The following is an 18987-nucleotide window of genomic DNA, read 5'->3' as shown; positions in this document are numbered from 1 at the left end:
GGAGTTTCGAAAATGCCGATTGAACTCAAGATGCCCGCGTTGTCTCCCACGATGGAGGAGGGTTCGCTCGCCAAATGGCTGGTGAAGGAGGGCGATGTGGTGAAGTCTGGCGACCTGCTGGCCGAAATCGAAACCGACAAGGCGACGATGGAATTCGAGGCGGTGGACGAAGGCATTATCGCGAAAATCCTCATCCCCGAAGGTACAGAAGGCGTGAAGGTCGGGACCGTCGTCGCCATGCTTGCCGCCGAAGGCGAGGATATCACCGCTATCGGGGAAGGGGCTGTTCCCGCGCTTCTGCCGGCCCCCGAGATTGCCGACAAGGTCGCTACATCCATTCCCGCCGCTGTTCCTGTCGCGTCGTCAGCCGCACCCGCAATTGGTGCCAGCCGTATCAAGGCCAGCCCGCTTGCCCGTCGTCTGGCGGAGGCAAGCGCCATCGATCTTTCTACGATAAGAGGCTCCGGGCCTAATGGCCGCATCGTCAAGGTTGACATTGATGGCGCGACGCCTGCCTCGATGCCGGCCGTCGCTCCGGGGGTCCCCGCGGCGTTTGCCGCCGCAGTACCGTCGATCGAACCCGACATTCCACACGAAGTCGTCAAGCTGTCAAACATGCGGAAAGTCATTGCCCGACGGCTCACCGAATCGAAGCAGCAGGTTCCGCACATCTACCTCACGGCCGATATCCACCTCGATCCATTGCTGAAGCTTCGGGCCGATCTCAACGACGGGCTTGCCGAACGCGGTGTCAAGCTCTCGGTCAACGATCTGCTGGTCAAGGCCTTGGCGGCCGCCCTTATCGAAGTGCCCAGCTGCAATGTGCAGTTTGCCGGCGACAATCTGCTGCGGTTCAGCCGCGTCGATATTTCGGTGGCGGTATCGATCCCCGGCGGCCTGATCACGCCGATCATCGCGGGCGCGAACGCCAAGGGCGTTGCCGCAATCTCCAGCGAGATGAAGGATAGGGCGGAGCGCGCGCGCAACGGTAAATTGCAGCCGCATGAATATCAGGGCGGCACCGCCAGCCTGTCGAACATGGGCATGTTCGGCATCAAGCAGTTCGAGGCTGTCATTAACCCGCCCCAGGCCATGATCATGGCGATCGGCGCGGGCGAAAAGCGGCCTTATGTAGTGAACAATGCGCTGACCGTTGCCACGGTGATGTCGGTAACCGGCAGCTTCGATCACCGCGCGATCGATGGGGCGGACGGTGCGCAACTGATGGCCGCTTTCAAGCGCATCGTTGAGAAGCCGCTGACACTGTTGGCCTGAATCTCAAGGAATTTCCGAACATGGCTGATAGTTACGACGTGATTGTCCTTGGCTCAGGCCCCGGCGGCTATGTCGCCGCGATCCGCGCCGCTCAGCTCAAGTTGAACACGGCGATTGTCGAGCGCGAGAATCTAGGCGGTGTCTGCCTCAACTGGGGTTGCATACCCACCAAGGCGTTGCTGCGCTCGGCGGAGGTTTTTCGCTACATGCGGCATGCCAAGGATTATGGCCTGGTCGCGGAGAAGATAACCGCCGATCTGGATGCAGTGGTGAAGCGCTCACGCGGCGTTGCCAGGCAGCTTAATCAGGGTGTCTCGCACCTGATGAAGAAGAACGGGATCGCCGTTTATATGGGTGAGGGGAAGCTCACCGGCAAAGGGAGGCTTTCTGTCACAGCGCCGGATGGTAAGACCAGTGAGTTGACCGCGAAGAATATTATCATCGCCACGGGCGCGCGTGCTCGCGATCTGCCGTTCCCGAAAGCCGATGGAAAGCGCGTCTGGACCTATCGCCACGCGATGAACCCGCCGGAAATGCCGAACAAGCTGCTTGTTATCGGCTCGGGCGCGATCGGCATCGAGTTCGCCAGCTTTTACAACGACATGGGCGCGGAAGTGACAGTCGTCGAGATGCTGGACAGGATCGTTCCGGTCGAGGATGCAGATGTCTCGACCTTCCTGGAAAAAGCGTTGGTGAAGCAGGGCATGAAGATCTTGACGGGTGCAGGTGTCCAAAAGCTCGATATCGGTGCCACCGGCGTAACAGTCGCGATCAAAGCCCGGGATGGCAAACTTGTTTCGGACGAATACAGCCATGTCATCGTGGCAATCGGGATCGTCCCAAACACCGAAACCGTTGGGCTTGAGGCACTGGGTGTGAAAACGGAGCGTGGCCACATTGTTACCGATGGCGCATGCCGCACCAATGTCGAGGGAATCTGGGCGATCGGAGACGCCACGGCGCCGCCTTGGCTAGCGCACAAGGCCAGCCATGAAGGTGTTATCGCGGCAGAAACCATAGCGGGTCAGCATCCGCACGCAATGGACCCCAGGAACATTCCCGGCTGCACCTATTGCCACCCGCAGATCGCTAGTGTCGGCCTCACCGAAACAAATGCGAGGGAAGCAGGTCACGAAGTGAGGATTGGCACCTTTCCCTTCATCGGCAATGGCAAGGCTATCGCGCTCGGCGAGCCAGAAGGCTTCGTCAAGACGGTATTTGATGCCCAAACTGGCGAGCTGCTGGGCGCACACATGGTCGGCCCGGAGGTGACCGAAATGATCCACGGCTTCACCATCGGTCGTACACTGGAAACAACCGAGGCGGAGCTGATGGAAACGGTTTTTCCGCATCCGACCATTTCCGAAACGATGCATGAAAGCGTGCTTGCTGCCTTCGGGCGCGCAGTCCATATTTAGGCTATCTTCCATATTTGGGAGAGATCATGCCTCCTTCTGCTGCCGAACCACGAGCGGCGAGGCGTCAAGGTCAGCTACGTACTCTTGAAAGAACCCGTGCGGCGACATTGCTTCGCACCGCGAGCTTTCTACCGTAACGTAGCGCGGTTGTCGGTGAACTCCATCGCAGCGCCTGCGCAATGCCGGCTCCGTCCTCTCCGGCGGCGAAGAGGTCCTGGGTCAGGCCAACGCGCAGCGAATGTGTGGACAGCGCCTGAACCGCATCGGCCAGCTTGCTGGCGCTCAGGTTGACCAGCCCCATTTCGTAGGCGGCACTCGCCACGCGCCTGTAGATCCCATTGACCCCCTGCCGACTGAGGGCCTCCTTGCCGATGGTGTAGGTCGTTCGGGCCAGTGCCGTTTCCGGATCGGAGCCGCGCGCGCGCCGGCGATAGACACCAACCCTGCGAAACAGCAGCCCGTCCTCGATCGCGCTTTCGGCCTGCCACAAGGCGACCCTGCGCATCGTCTCGGCCGACAGCCACGCCCACGCGCCTTCCTGCTCCTGGTCGGTTTTGGAGAAGGGGATGAACAAGGTCGCCGAGCCGTCGTCCTGCGCATCGATATGCGTGGCTTCAACCCTAGTGAGCTCGCTGACCCGGAGCCCTGCGTCATAGCCGAGCGAAAGCAACGCCGCGTCCCGTAACCCCTGAAGATCGCCGCCACACGCTTCGAGTAGCGCAGCCAGGGTGAAGCCTTTGGCGGCGTGGTGATCCAGCGCCTTGCCTAACCGCAGAGGCGCAGCCTGACGCTGAAGTGCGCCTCTCTGCCGGCGGATGGCCTTCAGCGCGGCGCGAACCATCGGGGCGTCGGTCGGCGCGGCGGGCGAGGCCAAGCCCAGCATGCGGTGGACCGAGGCGATGCTGGCGATGCGCCGCGCCAGCGTCGCGGGCTTCCTGCCTTTGGCGTCCAGCGCGTTTACATAGCGCACCATATCTTCGGGATCGGCTGGCAATGGCCTGCGGCCTTCTTCACCGCACCAGTCGCGCCAGCAGTCGAGATCGGCGGCTATCGCCGCCTTCGTCGCGTCGGCCATCGCCGCCAGGGTCGTCTCGAGACCGAGCTGACTGATCGGCGGTAGATCGGTCGGAATGATTTCCCCGATCGTGCGCAGCAGCCGCACATCGACGGATTCGGCGTCTGTCTTGCGCGATCGTGTCGGCAGAGCAGTGTCGTTCGTCCTGACGACGATGATTTCCATGGGGGAGGATTTGGTGGAACTCTCGGTCATCGTTCGCTATATGTCTTCCCGGAGGATATGATGCAGCTCAACTCGGCAAAAGCTCTGGCCCTTGGCCGGGAGGTCCGCGAAACCTTCGGCAGCTGGAAGAAGGCACGCGAGGCGGCCGTCCAGCGCGATGGCGTCTATGTCATCGATCGGGCGAAGATTCGTGCTGAAAAGGCCAAGAAGCTCGCCAAGACGGCCTGATCTCGAATGACATTCGGCTACGCGCTGCTTGGCGCTCTGGTTCTTCTGCTTCCCGGGTTTGCGGGTTATTTCGGTCTTCGTATTGGCGAGGCGAGTGATTTTGTGTCGCCGCGGCCCGACCGGCCCAATTCCAATCTCACCATTTTCCTGATTGTGCTGCTGGCGCTCGCTGCGCACACCGCCGGGGCGGGAATTTTTGCCTTCAACGAAGCGATAGCGGCGTGGAAGCCGCTGATCTCGCTTCCCTATGATCCCAATCCCTACAAGGCACTTCTGTCCGGCCAGGTCCCATCGGGGCTTTCCGCGCTCGCAATCGAACTGGAACTGCTGTTCTGCCTGGCGCTTTCCTTTGGGACCGGCTGGGTCTGCGAGAGAATGGCGCGCGCCAAGCCGATTACGACCCGAACCGCGCCCTTGCGCTTCGGATGGCTCCTGCCGATCGTCGAGAAGGTCGAGGCCGGTGGCCATGTCGCGGTCGGTTATGTGCGCACGACGAGCGGCCACAACGGTGCCTGGGTCGCCTATGAAGGCAGCATCCGGCGCCTGACGCTCGACGATGACGACGGAATCCGCATGGTGGTGCTCGAGCAGTGCGATCGCTTCATTGTCCGGATGACGGACGACAAGATCGAGCGGGTCGACATGGACAGCGCGCCGATCGCCATGATGCATCTTGCCGCCGACCAGATCGCCGATTTCGCAATCGAACTGTTCGAGGTTCCCGAGATCGGCGCTGACTGAGGCGAGCGGCGGCGTTCTGCTCAAAACATGCGGCACAAGGCGCGACACATCTGTGCCGCATGGTTTTTCCCCGTTCGTCATCATCCGCAAAATTTGCCCTTCCCTGCCGTTCCAGCAGCCCTGTACTTACCATAATCTCCCATTATGGTAAGTGAGAAAATCACGCGGGGAGGGCGGTTTACGCGGAGAATCGGCCTTGCACATCCCGCCTGGCCGGATAGCGGATTGGCGCCGTTCTTGTTTTGATAACGCCGAAGCGCTATATGCGCTGAACGATCCACGAGATCATGGTACAGGTTAGAAATGGCAAAGGCGGTAAGCTTGGTGTTGGCGACGGTGAACGCTCCTTATGGGGCGAACCTTTCCGCGCATCAACTCGCTGCGCTGATCGCCGACCCAAAGAGCGCGAGCGATTTCAACGCGCCCGTGTTTTCCTTCTTCTCGGAAGTAAGCCCGGCTCTGCAGCTGCAGTTCGTCGAGGAAATGGGTGTCGACGCCGACAAGGTCTGCGCGGTCGCCGACCAGTTCTCCCACCTCTCGGGCTACGCGCTCCCGCTGGCGGCGTAACGCATGGTCGAGCGCGGCCCAAGCCAGTGGCCGGTCCTGTTCGATCTTGCGATGGAAATCTTCGCCCAATTCGAGGAGAACGTCGGCTTCGTGCCCTCGTGGAGCTTCGGCGGCGGGACGGCGCTCATGCTCCAGATCGATCATCGTGAAAGCCACGACATCGATATCTTCCTTGATGATCCGCAAATCCTGCCTTTTCTCAATCCAGAGATCCAGGATTTCGCAATGACCCGTCGGCCGGACGAATATAAGAGCGACGGGACGCAGGCGCTCAAACTCGCCTTTGACGAACTGGGTGAGATCGACTTCATTTGTTCGTCCGCCATCCTCGATGTTTCCAGTGAGCGCCACGATGTGAGGGGGCGGACGGTCGACCTTGAAACTCCGGCCGAGATTGCAGCGAAGAAAGTTTACTTCCGGGGCTGGAACTTGCAGCCACGCGACATGTTCGATCTTGCTGCCATCGCCGAGCACCATGGTGACGACTATGTCGTGTCAGCATTGCGTGAATGCGGCCATGAGCGATGCCGCAAGGCGCTGGAAGTCGTCGAGAAGGTCAACCCGAAGGCTGTCGAGACGGTGATTGGCCAGCTGCTGTACAGGGAAAAGAACAGCCATCTGGTCGCAGAGGCGCAGGCGATTACGCACCGAATTTTAGGGGCTTCACTTTCCGATTAAGACGGTCGCAGCACGGGCGCGAGGAGCCGTTCGGCACGAGCCGAACCGTATTCCTTCACCGCACGCGCGAGCTGCGCGCTATTCATCTCCCCTGCCTTGGCAAGCGCACGCGGCAGGATGGCCACCTTGTCCTCGGGCAGCCTGTCGATGTTATGGAGGAGGTCGACAAGCAGGACTTCCTTGGACAGCCGCCTGGGCACCGACGGCCGCATCCGGAAATCGTACATCCGGCCATCCAGTTTGAACCGGCCATGGCGTTTGCGATTATAGACCACGGGCTCGTTGTGGAGCTGGGTCGTGCACACGCCAAGCCCATTGAATGCGCTTGGAGAGACCAGCAGGAACCGATCGTCGCCGAGAAATGTGAAGCTGCGATCCTACCGCGCCGCAGCCGCTCGAGGCTGAGCGTGTGCGCCTCGTACATAAGGCTGCCGCCGGTTTTCGCTGGTCACGATGCTCGGCTGAAGCGCGGCGCGGACCGCATCCGTGACCGTATAGACCGCATGACGCTGCGCACCGCGGTTCTCATGGTCCACGAAAAAGCCCTGGTAATGCCGTCTGATCAGTCCTGCCTTCACCAACTCCGACACCGCCCGGCTGATCGCCGTCATGCCGGTTTCGCGGATGCGCTCGCTGAGTTCCGCGTCGACGCGGCGCGCGGCCTCCACCGGATCGCCCGGCAATTCTCCTTTGGCTGCGAGCGCAGCCCGGACCTTATCGGCGGTGGCCCGGCGCTGGTGGTGACGCGCGCCGCTCGGCGCAATCGCCGCGGCCAGCCATTCGCGGATGGGCACCAGAACCTCGCCTTCTCGAACCAGAGGCCCCGCCTCCCCGTTCGTCCGGGCGGCCCTGGCGATGAGATCGAGCACCATGAAGGTGTAGCGCGGCCGACCCGAGTGCTCCGCGATGATGCGCACGATATCCGGCAGGCCAACTACTGGTGCTGGCGCCGGGGTTGGGATCGATGGCGCGAAGAGATCGAACTGAAGCATGGAACGAATCAAGCACAAAGCACGACTCTTGTGAATCCCCCAATCGCTCACAGAAACGACCGAAAGACGTTTTGCCATCCGTGTCACTTTACCCGACCGGTACCTGAAGGGTAAAGTGACGCAGCCGTCATTGATCGATGCATCTGCCCCGTGGCCACAATCATTGACATTTTGTGGCCACGCCCTATAACCATCGTCATTGGCAGCGAAGGTTGGTTGGTATGGACGTGCAGCTTCTAGCCGGAATCGAGAGGATCTGCTCCCTTCCAGAGCATCAGCTAGAGGTTGAACTCGGCAAACTGCTCGAAGGTCGGGCTCCGATGGCCACTATCACCATTCGCGCCGCGCGTGACAGCTTCACCAAGCTGCTTGCGCGTGCGCGTGACGGATCGGTTCAGCTTGTCGGCAAAGACAAGGGAGAGCAGACCGTGATCCTCTCGGTTGCGGCTTTGGCGAATGTCATTAAGGCAGCCGCTGGCGGTATTTCCGCCGGAGAATTTCTTGCCGCCACGCAGTTCCAGCCGTCACGCGGAAAGCTCGTCCATGTCGAGAGCGACGACGACAGCAGCCAGGAATTCACTGTCCGATCCGGAGAAGCTTCCTGGCAGCAGGCCAGCGCCTAAGCGGCCATGTATCTTCTTTCGACCCAATGCCTGCTTGACCGGATCACGGGTCAGGCGCCGGCCTCGATCGATGCGCTGCCTGCCCGAGAGATCCACCTGAGCGCGGTTTCCCTCGGGCAGGCGCTGCTGGCCATCGAGCAAAGCCCGGCGGGTGAACGCCAAGGCCACCGCGATGCGCTGCGCGGCTATGTCGGCATGGTGCGCAGCTTCGATAATATCGTGCCGTTCGACGAAAAGGCCGCCATGCTGTGGCCTGGTCTGCGGGCTCAGAAGCTGATCGCCACCAACCCGGCCGGTGCCGTGATCCCGGTCAGCGAGGCGACGACGATGGTCGTTGCCTCGGCTCTCGCTACCAATCTTGTCTTCGTCGACTATCCGCAGCCCTACCATAGCGGCGTCAGCGGGCTGACGGTGGTGAACCCTTGATATGACCGAGAGCGACGTCGGGATCAGGGAAGGTGCGCGCGCGCAGCCGGCCAAACGGTTCCGCATTCTGGCGCTGACCGGAGGTGGGTATCGTGGCCTCTTTACCGTTCGGATCCTCGAACAGATCGAGCGGACGATCGGAAAGCCGATCAAAGACCATTTCGATATCATCGCCGGCACTTCGATCGGCGGCATCGTGGCCATCGGCCTGGCCCAAGGCATTCGCCCAGCCGTGATCGGCGCCGCGTTTGAGAAGCACGGCCAGGCGATCTTCCCGAAGCGGGGTTTACTCGGTCGCTGGGGGCTGGCGCGCTCGCGCTATGACGCGGCTGGCCTCGCGCAGACGATCGACGCCGTTCTTGGCGAAGCGGGAAAGACGCCCCTGTCCGGCCTGAAGACACCCCTGATCGTGACCGCGGTCGATTTCGGCGCCTGGGCGCCGGCAATATACGAAACCACTGGCATGTCACCGAAGCTCGAAGGAACCTCGCTACGGGACATTGCCCTCGCCACCTCCGCGGCGCCAACCTATTTCCCCGACCATGTGATCGACGGGCATTCCTATGTCGACGGCGGACTGATCGCGAACGCTCCGGATAGTATCGCCCTGATGCGGGCGCTTGGGCGCTATGGGCGCACGCCCCAGGAAATCGACCTCATCAGCGTCGGGACCGCAGGAGAGCTGCGATGGGATGTGCCGCGTGCGCCCAGGCGCCGCGGCGGTGTGATGCTGATCGCAAAAGACGAGCTCGTGTCGAGGACGATGAAGGCGCAGGAGAGCCTGTCGCTCGACCTCGTGCAGTCCGTCCTGGGCTCGAGCTACGTCCGCATCGATAGGGTGCCTTCGCTCCAGCAGCAGAAGGAACTTGCGCTCGATCGGGCAACCGACAAAGCGGCCGAGATCCTGGGACAGCTCGCGCGCGACGCCTATGCGGGAGCCTCGGCGAGCAGCACGTTCAAAGCGATGCTTCGATAGGGGACGGGTGGCGGACTGACCAAGCCTTACGTTCCAGAAAATGCTGCCTGTCCGTCAAGCATCTGCCCAACATGACCTCAACACGGATCTACTCTGACGATGGCGAAGAAAACGACCAAAAGAACGCCGAAGGTCTTCCTGGATGCGAACATCGTCATCAGTGCCGGCAAACCACCAGGCGGGCCTGAAATCGCCCGTGTCGTCGATCTTGTCGATGCCGGTCTGATAACGGTGTTGACCACCGATCTCACCATCACCGAGGTTGCCAAAAAGTACATCCAGAGTGATTTCGACGCGATCAAGGAGATCAGCCAGCCGCATTTCCGGAAGATTGTCGAGGGAGCGACCGGCGTTGCGCTTCCCGCGCTCAAGCGGCCGGAGCTTCGCGCAAAGCTGAAATCGATCTACGATGAGTCGACTACGCAGATGTTCGATGCGCTGGAGGCCAAGACGCTCCAGATCGACGAGGTGAAGCCGTCGGCAGTGTTCAGCGCCTATGCGGCAGGGGAAGGTTTCTTCTCAGGCGACGGCAAGAAGGACCAGTTCCCCGACGCCTTTGCCTTCGAGTGCCTCAAGAAGGAGGCGTCGAGAAATAGCCCGGTGATCATCGTTTCGAACGATGGCGACTTTGATGGCCCGGTCGGGTCTGCGAAGCATATTTCGCTGGTGAAGTCGTTGCCCGAACTGTTCGCGGCGCTTGGCCTCGAGATGGCCGCGCCGCAACTCGATCCCTTCCTGGAGACGCAGGAGGAACAGATCGTCGACCTCGTCAGTCAGGAACTTACGAATTGGGGACTGCACAGTAGCGACGTCATGGATGCGGAGATCGACGAGATCACCGTCAATTCGGTCGAAGTGAAAAAACTCACCGCCTTCAAACCAAGTGAGGCAGGTAAATCAATCCTTGTGGTCGGCACGATCGAGGTCGCAGCATTGGTGTCTTTCACTCATCCCAACTGGGATGAAGCGATGTATGATTCCGAGGACAAGGTGCTTATCCCGTTCGAGGATGAGAGCGGGGAGACCGAGATCGAGCTTACCATCGACGTCGCCATGTCGATCGCGGTCGACGAGGCAGGCAATCCCGAGGAGATTGAAGCCTTGCGGTTTCGCAACAGCGATTTTCAGTATGTGACGCTCTATCCACCCGACATGTACAAATAGGGTCCGTGGATGAGACGATTCGAGGTCGAGAAGCAGTTCTGCGACATGGTCAGCCGGATCACATCGTTCAGGTCGAGTCGGCGACTCTGTTTCGGGTAGAAAAAAGCCGCCCACAAGGAGGCGGCTTGATAGTTGGGAGAGGATGCCTGAAAGGCCCGTCTCTTGTGCATTGCATCATAGAATATTGCAACTGCGAAATTCGCAACTATGGACACGCCTGATACCGGCGTTTGCCACTAGGTGCCGGCAAAAACTATCGCTCATGGCCTGTCCGGCCAATAAGCCGGAATCCTTCAATAAGGTCGAGCATTGAGATAGCGCCGCACGCTCCTCGCCACTATTAGAGGAATCCCGAAAAATTGCAGAAGGAACAGCATGATGAACAATAGCGACCTTGCCGATCATCTCGCCGGTGCGACCGGGGCCACCAAGGCTGATGCCCGCAAGGCGGTCGATCTCGTCTTCGCCGCAATAGCTGACGCCGCCGCCAAAGGCGAAGAGGTGAGCCTCAACGGCTTCGGCAAGTTCAAGGTCAAGGACGTTCTCGCCCGCGAAGGCCGGAACCCGGCCACCGGCGAAACCATCAAGATCGCAGCGTCGAAAAAACTCTCCTTCAGCGTGGCGAAGGCCGTCAAGGACCGGCTCAACAGCTAAAGCGGGCTTGACGCCTCGATACCAAGAGATCGAGGCGTCCCCCTTCCCCGCAAGAGGCTTCCCGCAAGACCGCCACTCGCGGCTTTAATGATCGAACGACGCGATAATCTCCGGGAAGAACATTGCAACGGCCTGTATCGGCGAACGGCGTGACCTGCCTGGACCTGCTGACACGACAGATCGCCATCCATGTTCCAGCATTGCAGGATTGGTCGTTCGTAGCGGTCGATGTCGAGCTGGCGGTACATGACATTGCCCCTCGCGAGCAAGGTACGCAAATTCTCGCGGCTATCGTAGGGATTGTCCCGCACGCAGAGCAAGTGCTGAATTCGGGCACGTCGATACCGTAAAGCCGGGAGTGACCAAACGCCTCGCACCGGATTATAGTCGCCGTCGTAGATGTAGGGGCGGATGCACGGCACGGGCTTGGTCTGCGCGGTCGAGAAATGACCACATCCTGAGTCCTGAAGTAGTTTGCCGGTGCTCTAGCACCGACATTTGGTAACGAGTCTTTGCAATGACTGTTGACAAAACACGTCCTCTATCTGTTGGCGCCATCGCGCAACGTAGCGGAGTCGCGGTTTCGACGATCCATTTCTACGAGGCGAAAGGCCTCATCAAGGGCGAGCGCACAGCCGGCAATCAAAGGCGGTATCCTCGATCCGTATTGAGACGGATCGCCATTATCAGAACCGCCCAATATGTCGGGCTTTCGCTCTCCGAACTAAAGGATTTTCTTGACCGGATTCCAGAGGGGCCGGTTACGTCAACGGATTGGCGTCGGCTCAGTGCCGAGTGGAGTACGCTATTGAACGAGCGGATAGCTAGTCTCATGAGGCTGCGTGACCGCCTCGAAACCTGCATTGGATGCGGCTGTATGTCCCTCACCGACTGCCCCTTGCGAAACCCCGAAGACAGGTTGGGCGCAGTTGGGTCAGGCCCTCAGCTCCTCTTGGTGAATTTCGCTCGTGAACCTCGTGATGATGAAGATAGCCCCGTTCATTTTCGCACCAAACGTCGCTCCTTGGCGGCGGTCAAATCCACTCTTGACGTTAACCAAGACACAAAAGGGAACGATGACTCATAGCTTGGTGCCCTTCCCCGGTCGTTCGGGGCGGTGCTTCAAAAATCATCCTTCCGGCATCACTCTTCGCATGAATGCATCGAACAGGGGCACGGTGAACGCTGTATCTCCATGCGCGGGACTATAGAGCATTCCTTTCGCGATCAGGCTGTTTCGCGTCGGCGCCACGCTTGAAACCTTCACGTGCAAGGCATCGGCAACATCTCCCGACCTGTGCGGTCCAGTGCCCAAAGTGGCCATGGCGCGCAGATAGCGCTTCTCGGCAGGGGTCAGACGATCGAACCGAACGCGGAAAAAGCTGGCGTCAAGTTCCGCGAGCGCGCTACGCGTTGCCGCCGCAACATCGTCTTGGGTGATCGGCGACGCCTCAGCTGCATCCCAGCTATGCTTTCCCCACTCCTGGAGGAAATAAGGGTAACCTTGGGTCTGCTCGCAGATCGCGTCCAACGCCGCATCATCGACAGCTTCGCCTTCCCGCTCGATTGGAAGCCGAATGGCATCGCGCGCGGCGTGATCATCGAGCGGTCCGACGGAGACGAACTCGAAAAGTCGCTCCGCATAGGACTTGGCCCGGCCCATCTGCCCAACGAGTTGCGGCAAGCCAGCGGCGATCATTGTAATGGGAAGCTGCTTCTGGCTGGCCCGGTGGAGCGCACTGATCAATGCGGCCAATTGCTCTTCAGGCACATATTGGAGCTCGTCGATGACGAGTACCACAGCTGACCCCTTCTCTCGCGCCGCCTCGCCGATTGCAACCAACAGATCGGCGAGATCAGCTTCAAGGTCGCCGCTGTCGGCCAGGCCCGGCTCGACGTCGAAATCGAGTCCCACTTCGAGATCGTCATATTTGACCTTGAGCTTTGCGAACCCGGCCAGCGCGCGAAGCGCGCGCTTAACGCCGTCCGAAGCTTGCTTCATGCGATCGAGCCTCAGCAGCGTCGCCCGAAGGGCAGGCACGAGGATGCCGGGGAGCGAACGGTTCTCGGGAGCCTCGATGGCGACGATAGCCATGCCCTCCCCCTCGGCTGCGTCACGCATCGTCGTGAGCAGAACGGTCTTGCCTACACCGCGCAGTCCATAGAGGACGCTCGGGCGTGCCGCGCGCCCCGCGCGGATTCGGTCGAGCGCGACCGCGTTGCGTTCAAGCAACGCATCTCGCCCCGCCAACTCTGGAGGGCGAGTGCCGGCGCCAGGCGCGAAGGGGTTACGACGAGCATCCATAGCGAGGTTATGGTGGTTTATCGTTTTTTTGTAAACTTGATAATCTCGCTATAAGTCGCGTCTCAAGGGTTGCGGAAAAGCGCCCCAACCGCTATTCTCCGTCACAGGAGAAAGCATGCGCTTCCCAAAATTCGACCTCGACACATATAATCGAACGAAGGATTTGTCCGGCGGTCCCATCTACGCGATTGTCGAGGAAGAGATTCCTGAGATCGAAATGATCACCGACGAAAACGGGAACCCCACTCGTGGCGGTCTAATAGGCTACGCCCTCGCCTACGTTTGCATGGCCGGCCTCGTGGGAGCGATGTTCTACATCCTCTAAGCTCTATTCGCGAAGCTTGGGGTCTTGGAAGAATCCGCGATCGTGGTCGCGGTTCACCTCCTGCTCAAGATCAGCGGCCCCTTGAACCCGCTGCCCTCGCATCGTCTGCGCCGCAGCGCGGTCGCCCCCCAGCTCTGCCTTGCCGGCCTCGATGATCGCAGCGGCGCCGACATCCCCGCCGCCGCCAGGACCGGCGGGCAGCCGCCCAGGACCATGCGGCCGGTAGGAGGCCCTGACATCCGCCTCGTTCCCCACGCTCGGCCGATTGACATCGACCAGGTCCGGATCGTGGAGGCGCCCCGCAATCTCCGCCCGGATGCCATCCTGCTTGTCATGCATCCAGCGCGTGATCATCTCCTGGCGCACAAGCCGCTGCTGGTCTGTGAGATCGGTTGCCCAAAGCTCGGGCGCGTCAAGCCCCGGATTTTCGACCTGTTGGCGGCGATACCATTGCGCAAGATCCTGGCTCAGATTCTCGCTGAGCTGCATGCCATGCGTCTCGGCATAGCTGGCGTCGCGTGACAGCTGCTGGGAAAGCTCCTCAAGGCGCCGGGCCGTCTCAGAGTACGACTTTGCCAGCGCCAGAGAATCCTCCGTACTCGCCGACGCCGATGATGTGGCGGATGCCCGGCTGAAGCTACCGCTGCGCGAATAGGTCCCATCGGACATCGAGGCGCCGCTTCCGCTCGAATGTTCGTCACGCACGCCACTCGAGGATGTGTTGGCGCTGTCGCTGCCGCGGGTTTCGTCAGTCGCATGCCTTAGCGCATCTGTCTGAGACCCTGATTTCGATACGCTGCCGCCAATGCCGGGAAGGCGGCCCAAAATTCCTCCGCGACCGCCCGACCCTCCAGCCGTCTGCCGTCCCGTTCCTGCGGACACCACCCCGGAGATCTGGTCGCTCGTCTGCGCCTGACGATCATGGCCCTGAGATATTCGCTGACCTTGAGAGATCGTATCCCGTTCCTCCAGACCCTGCGTGCTGCTCCCGGTCCGCCGGTCGAATTGATCGACGGACGTGTTCGCCTGCCGGCCGCTGCTCGAATCCCAGCCGGACGACCGCTCGGTCGAGGTGCCGAATGCACTGCGGTTGGCATGCGTAGCGGTCAGGACCTCGGCCGCGGCATTCTCATAAGCCTGCGACTGTCGGTGCGCCTCGCTCGCCATCTCCCGCCATTCCGCGACCGACCCGGTCGTCATGGTAGGGGTGAAGCCGAGGCGCGAAATGGCCCCCGACGTGTCGAAGACGTCCTGACCATTGCCAAAGCCGTTGATCATCGCGCCATTATCCTGGCGCCAGCCCATGCTCGGGGCGCCGCTCATATAGCTCGGCGCCGTGGTCCACTGATCGGCCTGCCGCATATTCGAAGTCGAGTTCGCCCAGCTCACATTGCCATAGGAGTAGTTTCCGGTGGTCTGCTCGAGCGCGGCGGCCTCCGCCGCGTTCTGCGCCGGCGCCAGCATCGACATGGACTGGCCAGCAATCGACATCGCGCCGCGAGCAAGACCGGCCGCGAGGAAAGGCACGCTCATCAGCATGAAGCCGGCGATCGTCGCCGTCTCGCCGTTGACCGCGCCGATGCCGGCATAACTTCCAAGCGTCACGCCTCCCCCGGCCACGCCGTTCGCCGCGGATTCCGCCCTTGTCATGCAGATCATGTGGAGGATGACATAGAGCGGGCCCCAGGCAGCCAGGTAGAAGAAGCCCATGGCATAGCCCTTGAGCGTGCCAACCCCCGTCTGGGGCATGAGGAACAGCGGGAAGATGACTGGGAACATCGCGAAGAAGACGACGGTCAGGACGATGTTGAGGATCGGCACCCAGGCCATCGCCTGCTGGGCAATCGAATTATAGGTGTTGCGCGCCTGGATGTCGGCGCGCGTCTGGGCGAAGGTGTCTATCGCGGCCGCGCCTGCCCCACCAGCCATGCTGTTGCGTGCTTGCATGAAGGCGTTGATCGCTGTGTTCTGCCGCATCGTTTCGGTGAAATTGCTCCCCGATCCGGTGAACGCCGTGTTCGCGATCGGCACGTCATGCTTGAGCTTGTCGGCGGCCAGGGCGTTGCTGAGCCTGGGATAGACCTCCTTACCCCAGATCGGAGCATTGGCCTCGATCATCGGCGCCCATTGCGCGTCGAGCGCCTGGTAGGCCTGGCGGCAGGTGATGATGAAGTTCTGAACGGTGCCGTCGCCCTGGCGCTCCAGCCATTCCTGCGAGCGCGCTTCCGAGCCCGGCCCGATCGCGGCCCACAGGTCGGGCGCCTTGGCGAGGTTCGTGAGCGACTTCTGATAGAGCATCACGTCGCCGAACACGCAGTTCTTGAAATGGTTTTCGAGGTTGGTCGAGAACTCCGCGTCGCGAACAACGAAATTGCGGGTCGCGTCGAACAGGCGCGCGCCATAGACCATGCCATTGCTCGAATAATTGAGCTCGCTGGGCATGACGAACACCGTCTCGGCCGTCCGCGTCAGCCAATCCCCGACCTGCGTCGTAAAGCTCGCCAGCACACCCAGGCCCATCGGCACATTGTCGATAGTCGATGGCGCGAGGCTCGGGTTGATCCGGTCGGTCACCTTGATGCTCACCGTGGGCACCATCAGGCAAAGATAGATCGCCGTCGCCTGGAGGAACCAGTTCATCCACGCCTTGTAGTTAAGCGTGAAGGCGACAACGAGCAGCGAGTAGATGAGGCCCATCACCATCACGACCCGCAGGAGCGAGCGGTAGCCCCCTCCCCCTGACCAGGCAGCGACGGCGTTGAACACGTTTACGAGATACTCGCCGCCCCCGACCGTGAAGACCTCCAGCATCGACGCGCTCCCGCTTCAGTTCAGCCGCACTAATTCAGACCTTGGGCGTTCAGCCCGCGCGAGAAGTTGAGCGCGGACGCCATCCCCGGCGTCATCGAGTTCTGCAGGGTAGACTCCAGCATGATGCTGCGGTTGATGATCTGCATCGTCACCTGCAGTTTGTTGTTGAGACGGACATCCCGCTGGCTGAACTTGGCGCGCGTGGCCGCGATCTGTTGCTTCCACTGCGTCGCGGTCTCCTGGTCGAAGGTCTGGTAGTGAACCTTCGCCTGCTCGACCCGGTCCAGCATATTGTCGAGCATGGCAGAGAGCAGGTCGACGGCCACAATCTCGGACAGCGTCTGGATCTCGCCGTCGGTCAGCGCATAGTGGGCATAGGCCTGCACGGCGAGGATCTTGTAGATCGGCACGGTCGCGAGGTTGAGGAGCTGCTTTTCGGCGGCGTTGAGCGGCGTGTCCGACCGGATCTTGTCGCTCATCGACTTGATCATCGTGGCGATCCGCGGGCGCAGCGCCGACGATGCCGGGACCGACAGGGTCTGTTCGCCGACATCGTAGCAATTCTCGTCGTTGCACTTCAGCATCTTGACCGGCGGCGCGTCCGCCGTGCCGTCGAGCAGCGCAGTGACGACGGCGTCTTCCGCCGGACCGAACATCACCACCTTGCCGCCAACGCTCGGGTCCGTCGACGGCGTCGTCACGACCGTACCAACGAGCGTCATGATATATTCGGAGAAGGACTGGTCGAACGCCCCGAACTTGGCGGACTTCTTCAGCGCCTCCCAGGTATAGTTGTGCGGTTCGCCGACCAGCTGGTCCTTCATCGACGCATCGGTGTTCCCGGCGATTGTCGAATCCCGCCGATTGCCGTTGTTGCAGCCCTGACGCGAGGCGGCCCAGTCGGAAAAGACGCCCTGGCTGTTGCCGACCGCCTCGCAAATGGTCGCCCGGGTCGAATCCATCTGGGGCCAGATTCCGCCGACCAGCGCCTGAGCGGTCTCGCAGCTGGAGATGTTCATCTGGTTGAGGAGCTGCGCCTTCTGGCTGAACTCGTCCATGACCTTACCGATCTCGGGCGAGACGGAATCGATGGCCAGCTTGAAGGCGAACCCAAGCGCGTTGTTGGCCGTCGCCTTCAGCATCGCCACGATCTCGGACGCATTGATGAAGGAGAAGCTTCCAGAAAACAGGTCGATGCCGCCGCAGCCCGCACGGGCGCTCGGAAGCTGAAGATTGAACGGCTGCACGCTCTTCTGCGGGAAACGCGTCCAGACATTGCCGAGAGAGTAATAGCCGGCCGACTGACCCTGATAGGCCGAGGGGCCGGTCACGTTGGCAGCGCCGCCCGCGTCGGAGAAGAAGTTGTTCATCTCGGACGCGACGTCGGCGCGCGCGACCCCGACGATGGAAAAATTGAGCGCGGCCATCATGGCCATCGAGCCGGCGGCCGAGCGGAAGAAGCGGCGGGCGCGCCCTTTGCGATGATCCTGTCCCATCAGTAATCGCTCCCCACTTTCGTGTTCGTGAGCGTGAAGATGCGATCCATGATCTCATCGGCGCTCAGGATGCCGTATCCAACCGGAATGGTCCGTTTGGTCACCGTGTCGAAGAGGACCAGCGCCGGTGTCTCATTGCCCGGCACGCCCATGCGCGCCCGCTGCCCGGAATCGACGACATGTTCCGGAAAATCGCGGCTCGGCCCCCCGTCCATCGATACGGCCATGACCGCCATCCGGTGGCTGTCGGTCACCGAGCGAAGGATCGGGGCGAACAGCTCACAGGCGCCGCAGCTCTGCGCGAAGAAGTAGAACAGCCCGTAGCGCTGCCCCAGGTTGGTCAGGACCGCGTCGCGATCGGCCTTTCGATTGTCGAGCCAGGCACGCTTGCCGACCGTCGAGACGGGCCTTTGCAACGTGTAGTCGATGTCGGGGTTCTGCCAGAGCGCGCGCTGCCACACGTCGGAGAAAGTCGAGGCGCGGTCGAGCTGCTCGCGCTGGAAGCGGACGTAGGCGATGACGTTCTCTTCGGTCGGCTCCAGGATCGCCTTGGCCTTCAATTCGTCGAGCTGCTTCGTGATCGCCGCCATCCGGTCGACCGCGCTCGGCGGCGGCGACGGTTGCGCCTCGCGCGGCAAGGGTCTGGGCTTGTCGCAATAGAACCATTGTCCGAGCTTCCGCTCGCCGCAGTAGAAAGCATCCGGCCGGTTCTGCTCGATCGTGTCGCGTGACGGCGGCGCATCCTGCGCCAACAGGGGAGCAGCAGTCCCAATCGACAGGGCGAGCAGCATCGAGAGTTTAGCGACGGGGGACATCACGCTTCGTCCTTTCATCGGCTGAGGCGGTTTGCGCGGAAGGGAGTGCGAGCGGTGGGTTGGGTGTCAGACTGTCCCAGGCTGCGGGGTGGACGCAGCAATCGGCCACGGTCGCGGGAGAGCCACCGCAACGATGGTGGGGCGTTGGGGCCGACGGTTGCAGCGCCAGGGATGCCAGGACGAGGGGCAGCTCGAGAACAGGGATAGGCATGGTCACTTTCCTTGGGTTTGCGCTGCGGCCCCTGCGGCAAGG

Annotated in this window: 21 protein-coding genes; 14 read left to right on the top strand and 7 right to left on the bottom strand. The window is 61.4% G+C overall.

Annotated elements, in window-relative coordinates:
• Positions 1–12: 12 nt before the first annotated feature.
• Together OOT33_RS16580 and lpdA are read left to right on the top strand one after the other, a co-directional pair.
• The gene (locus tag OOT33_RS16580; RefSeq protein WP_011950422.1) at positions 13–1275 is read left to right on the top strand and encodes a pyruvate dehydrogenase complex dihydrolipoamide acetyltransferase; all 1263 of its coding nucleotides are present in this window, start codon (positions 13–15) and stop codon (positions 1273–1275) included.
• A gap of 20 nt (positions 1276–1295) precedes the next feature.
• On the top strand, positions 1296–2693 hold the full coding sequence (gene lpdA / locus OOT33_RS16575; RefSeq protein WP_011950421.1) for a dihydrolipoyl dehydrogenase: 1398 nt from the start codon (positions 1296–1298) through the stop codon (positions 2691–2693).
• A gap of 70 nt (positions 2694–2763) precedes the next feature.
• Here the strand turns inward: lpdA and OOT33_RS16570 are convergent, their stop codons facing one another.
• The gene (locus tag OOT33_RS16570) at positions 2764–3933 is read right to left on the bottom strand and encodes a tyrosine-type recombinase/integrase (RefSeq protein ID WP_017184754.1); all 1170 of its coding nucleotides are present in this window, start codon (positions 3931–3933) and stop codon (positions 2764–2766) included.
• A 57-nt stretch (positions 3934–3990) separates the two neighbouring features.
• On the opposite strand from OOT33_RS16570, the gene OOT33_RS16565 reads away from it, so the two are divergent.
• The 4 genes from OOT33_RS16565 (at position 3991) to OOT33_RS16550 (ending at position 6147) form a co-directional block, all read left to right on the top strand.
• Positions 3991–4161 carry a hypothetical protein gene (locus tag OOT33_RS16565; RefSeq protein ID WP_017184755.1) on the top strand — a complete coding sequence of 57 codons (171 nt, stop codon included), beginning with the start codon at positions 3991–3993 and terminating at the stop codon, positions 4159–4161.
• A gap of 6 nt (positions 4162–4167) precedes the next feature.
• Positions 4168–4902, top strand: coding sequence for a hypothetical protein (locus OOT33_RS16560; protein WP_011950419.1), 735 nt, complete (start codon positions 4168–4170; stop codon positions 4900–4902).
• A 324-nt stretch (positions 4903–5226) separates the two neighbouring features.
• Entirely contained in the window at positions 5227–5469 is a 243-nt protein-coding gene (locus OOT33_RS16555) for a hypothetical protein (RefSeq protein WP_242496070.1), read from the top strand.
• A gap of 3 nt (positions 5470–5472) precedes the next feature.
• Positions 5473–6147 (top strand): nucleotidyl transferase AbiEii/AbiGii toxin family protein, encoded by a 675-nt coding sequence (locus OOT33_RS16550; protein WP_011950417.1) that lies wholly within the window; start codon positions 5473–5475, stop codon positions 6145–6147.
• On the opposite strand, the gene OOT33_RS16545 is transcribed toward OOT33_RS16550, so the two are convergent.
• Both OOT33_RS16545 and OOT33_RS16540 read right to left on the bottom strand, forming a co-directional pair.
• Positions 6144–6452: a hypothetical protein gene (locus OOT33_RS16545; protein ID WP_011950416.1), complete on the bottom strand. Its 309-nt coding sequence runs from the start codon at positions 6450–6452 to the stop codon at positions 6144–6146. The two genes, OOT33_RS16550 and OOT33_RS16545, sit on opposite strands and share 4 nt — an antisense overlap.
• 72 nt (positions 6453–6524) lie before the next feature.
• Complete coding sequence (locus OOT33_RS16540) at positions 6525–7139, bottom strand: hypothetical protein (protein ID WP_017184756.1); 615 nt, start codon at positions 7137–7139, stop codon at positions 6525–6527.
• A gap of 320 nt (positions 7140–7459) precedes the next feature.
• Here OOT33_RS16540 and OOT33_RS16535 point away from each other — a divergent pair, with 320 nt between their 5' ends.
• The 7 genes from OOT33_RS16535 (at position 7460) to soxR (ending at position 12069) form a co-directional block, all read left to right on the top strand.
• Positions 7460–7762, top strand: coding sequence for a hypothetical protein (locus OOT33_RS16535; RefSeq protein ID WP_156842021.1), 303 nt, complete (start codon positions 7460–7462; stop codon positions 7760–7762).
• Positions 7763–7768: 6 nt separating this feature from the next.
• Positions 7769–8188, top strand: coding sequence for a hypothetical protein (locus tag OOT33_RS16530; RefSeq protein WP_011950414.1), 420 nt, complete (start codon positions 7769–7771; stop codon positions 8186–8188).
• A gap of 1 nt (position 8189) precedes the next feature.
• The gene (locus tag OOT33_RS16525) at positions 8190–9164 is read left to right on the top strand and encodes a CBASS cGAMP-activated phospholipase (RefSeq protein WP_011950413.1); all 975 of its coding nucleotides are present in this window, start codon (positions 8190–8192) and stop codon (positions 9162–9164) included.
• 99 nt (positions 9165–9263) lie between these two features.
• Positions 9264–10328, top strand: a complete 1065-nt coding sequence (locus OOT33_RS16520; protein WP_011950412.1) for a PIN domain-containing protein — start codon at positions 9264–9266, stop codon at positions 10326–10328.
• Positions 10329–10706: 378 nt separating this feature from the next.
• Positions 10707–10982 carry an HU family DNA-binding protein gene (locus OOT33_RS16515; RefSeq protein WP_017184758.1) on the top strand — a complete coding sequence of 92 codons (276 nt, stop codon included), beginning with the start codon at positions 10707–10709 and terminating at the stop codon, positions 10980–10982.
• A 149-nt stretch (positions 10983–11131) separates the two neighbouring features.
• On the top strand, positions 11132–11332 hold the full coding sequence (locus tag OOT33_RS16510) for a hypothetical protein (protein ID WP_017184759.1): 201 nt from the start codon (positions 11132–11134) through the stop codon (positions 11330–11332).
• A 167-nt stretch (positions 11333–11499) separates the two neighbouring features.
• Positions 11500–12069, top strand: coding sequence for a redox-sensitive transcriptional activator SoxR (gene soxR / locus OOT33_RS16505; RefSeq protein WP_081095122.1), 570 nt, complete (start codon positions 11500–11502; stop codon positions 12067–12069).
• A 42-nt stretch (positions 12070–12111) separates the two neighbouring features.
• On the opposite strand, the gene OOT33_RS16500 is transcribed toward soxR, so the two are convergent.
• Entirely contained in the window at positions 12112–13287 is a 1176-nt protein-coding gene (locus OOT33_RS16500) for an AAA family ATPase (RefSeq protein ID WP_026002697.1), read from the bottom strand.
• A 115-nt stretch (positions 13288–13402) separates the two neighbouring features.
• Here OOT33_RS16500 and OOT33_RS16495 point away from each other — a divergent pair, with 115 nt between their 5' ends.
• Positions 13403–13612 carry a hypothetical protein gene (locus OOT33_RS16495; RefSeq protein ID WP_017184762.1) on the top strand — a complete coding sequence of 70 codons (210 nt, stop codon included), beginning with the start codon at positions 13403–13405 and terminating at the stop codon, positions 13610–13612.
• Positions 13613–13615: 3 nt separating this feature from the next.
• Here the strand turns inward: OOT33_RS16495 and OOT33_RS16490 are convergent, their stop codons facing one another.
• The 3 genes from OOT33_RS16490 to OOT33_RS16480 all read right to left on the bottom strand — a co-directional run bounded on the left by OOT33_RS16490 (position 13616) and on the right by OOT33_RS16480 (position 18734).
• Positions 13616–16423 carry a conjugal transfer protein TraG N-terminal domain-containing protein gene (locus OOT33_RS16490; RefSeq protein ID WP_017184763.1) on the bottom strand — a complete coding sequence of 936 codons (2808 nt, stop codon included), beginning with the start codon at positions 16421–16423 and terminating at the stop codon, positions 13616–13618.
• A gap of 29 nt (positions 16424–16452) precedes the next feature.
• The gene (locus tag OOT33_RS16485; RefSeq protein ID WP_037515325.1) at positions 16453–17853 is read right to left on the bottom strand and encodes a conjugal transfer protein TraH; all 1401 of its coding nucleotides are present in this window, start codon (positions 17851–17853) and stop codon (positions 16453–16455) included.
• A 65-nt stretch (positions 17854–17918) separates the two neighbouring features.
• On the bottom strand, positions 17919–18734 hold the full coding sequence (locus OOT33_RS16480; RefSeq protein ID WP_026002698.1) for a conjugal transfer protein TraF: 816 nt from the start codon (positions 18732–18734) through the stop codon (positions 17919–17921).
• Positions 18735–18987: the final 253 nt, after the last annotated feature.

This window comes from Sphingobium sp. DEHP117, assembly GCF_030867385.1.
In the GTDB taxonomy this organism is placed as follows: Bacteria; Pseudomonadota; Alphaproteobacteria; order Sphingomonadales; family Sphingomonadaceae; genus Sphingobium.
Note: the sequence above shows the minus strand (reverse complement) of the source record. Positions and strands in the feature narration are given on the sequence as shown.

What these genes read in the sequence shown, in the direction of transcription:
- OOT33_RS16515 (WP_017184758.1), top strand. Translation starts at nt 10,707, where the DNA reads ATGAACAATAGCGACCTTGCCGATCATCTCGCCGGTGCGACCGGGGCC.
- OOT33_RS16565 (WP_017184755.1), top strand. Translation starts at nt 3,991, where the DNA reads ATGATGCAGCTCAACTCGGCAAAAGCTCTGGCCCTTGGCCGGGAGGTC.
- OOT33_RS16535 (WP_156842021.1), top strand. Translation starts at nt 7,460, where the DNA reads ATGGCCACTATCACCATTCGCGCCGCGCGTGACAGCTTCACCAAGCTG.
- OOT33_RS16490 (WP_017184763.1), bottom strand. Translation starts at nt 16,423, where the DNA reads ATGCTGGAGGTCTTCACGGTCGGGGGCGGCGAGTATCTCGTAAACGTG.
- OOT33_RS16570 (WP_017184754.1), bottom strand. Translation starts at nt 3,933, where the DNA reads ATGGAAATCATCGTCGTCAGGACGAACGACACTGCTCTGCCGACACGA.
- OOT33_RS16560 (WP_011950419.1), top strand. Translation starts at nt 4,168, where the DNA reads ATGACATTCGGCTACGCGCTGCTTGGCGCTCTGGTTCTTCTGCTTCCC.
- OOT33_RS16495 (WP_017184762.1), top strand. Translation starts at nt 13,403, where the DNA reads ATGCGCTTCCCAAAATTCGACCTCGACACATATAATCGAACGAAGGAT.
- OOT33_RS16500 (WP_026002697.1), bottom strand. Translation starts at nt 13,287, where the DNA reads ATGGATGCTCGTCGTAACCCCTTCGCGCCTGGCGCCGGCACTCGCCCT.
- OOT33_RS16550 (WP_011950417.1), top strand. Translation starts at nt 5,473, where the DNA reads ATGGTCGAGCGCGGCCCAAGCCAGTGGCCGGTCCTGTTCGATCTTGCG.
- OOT33_RS16520 (WP_011950412.1), top strand. Translation starts at nt 9,264, where the DNA reads ATGGCGAAGAAAACGACCAAAAGAACGCCGAAGGTCTTCCTGGATGCG.
- OOT33_RS16485 (WP_037515325.1), bottom strand. Translation starts at nt 17,853, where the DNA reads ATGATGGCCGCGCTCAATTTTTCCATCGTCGGGGTCGCGCGCGCCGAC.
- OOT33_RS16530 (WP_011950414.1), top strand. Translation starts at nt 7,769, where the DNA reads ATGTATCTTCTTTCGACCCAATGCCTGCTTGACCGGATCACGGGTCAG.
- OOT33_RS16525 (WP_011950413.1), top strand. Translation starts at nt 8,190, where the DNA reads ATGACCGAGAGCGACGTCGGGATCAGGGAAGGTGCGCGCGCGCAGCCG.
- soxR (WP_081095122.1), top strand. Translation starts at nt 11,500, where the DNA reads ATGACTGTTGACAAAACACGTCCTCTATCTGTTGGCGCCATCGCGCAA.
- lpdA (WP_011950421.1), top strand. Translation starts at nt 1,296, where the DNA reads ATGGCTGATAGTTACGACGTGATTGTCCTTGGCTCAGGCCCCGGCGGC.
- OOT33_RS16480 (WP_026002698.1), bottom strand. Translation starts at nt 18,734, where the DNA reads ATGTCCCCCGTCGCTAAACTCTCGATGCTGCTCGCCCTGTCGATTGGG.
- OOT33_RS16540 (WP_017184756.1), bottom strand. Translation starts at nt 7,139, where the DNA reads ATGCTTCAGTTCGATCTCTTCGCGCCATCGATCCCAACCCCGGCGCCA.
- OOT33_RS16580 (WP_011950422.1), top strand. Translation starts at nt 13, where the DNA reads ATGCCGATTGAACTCAAGATGCCCGCGTTGTCTCCCACGATGGAGGAG.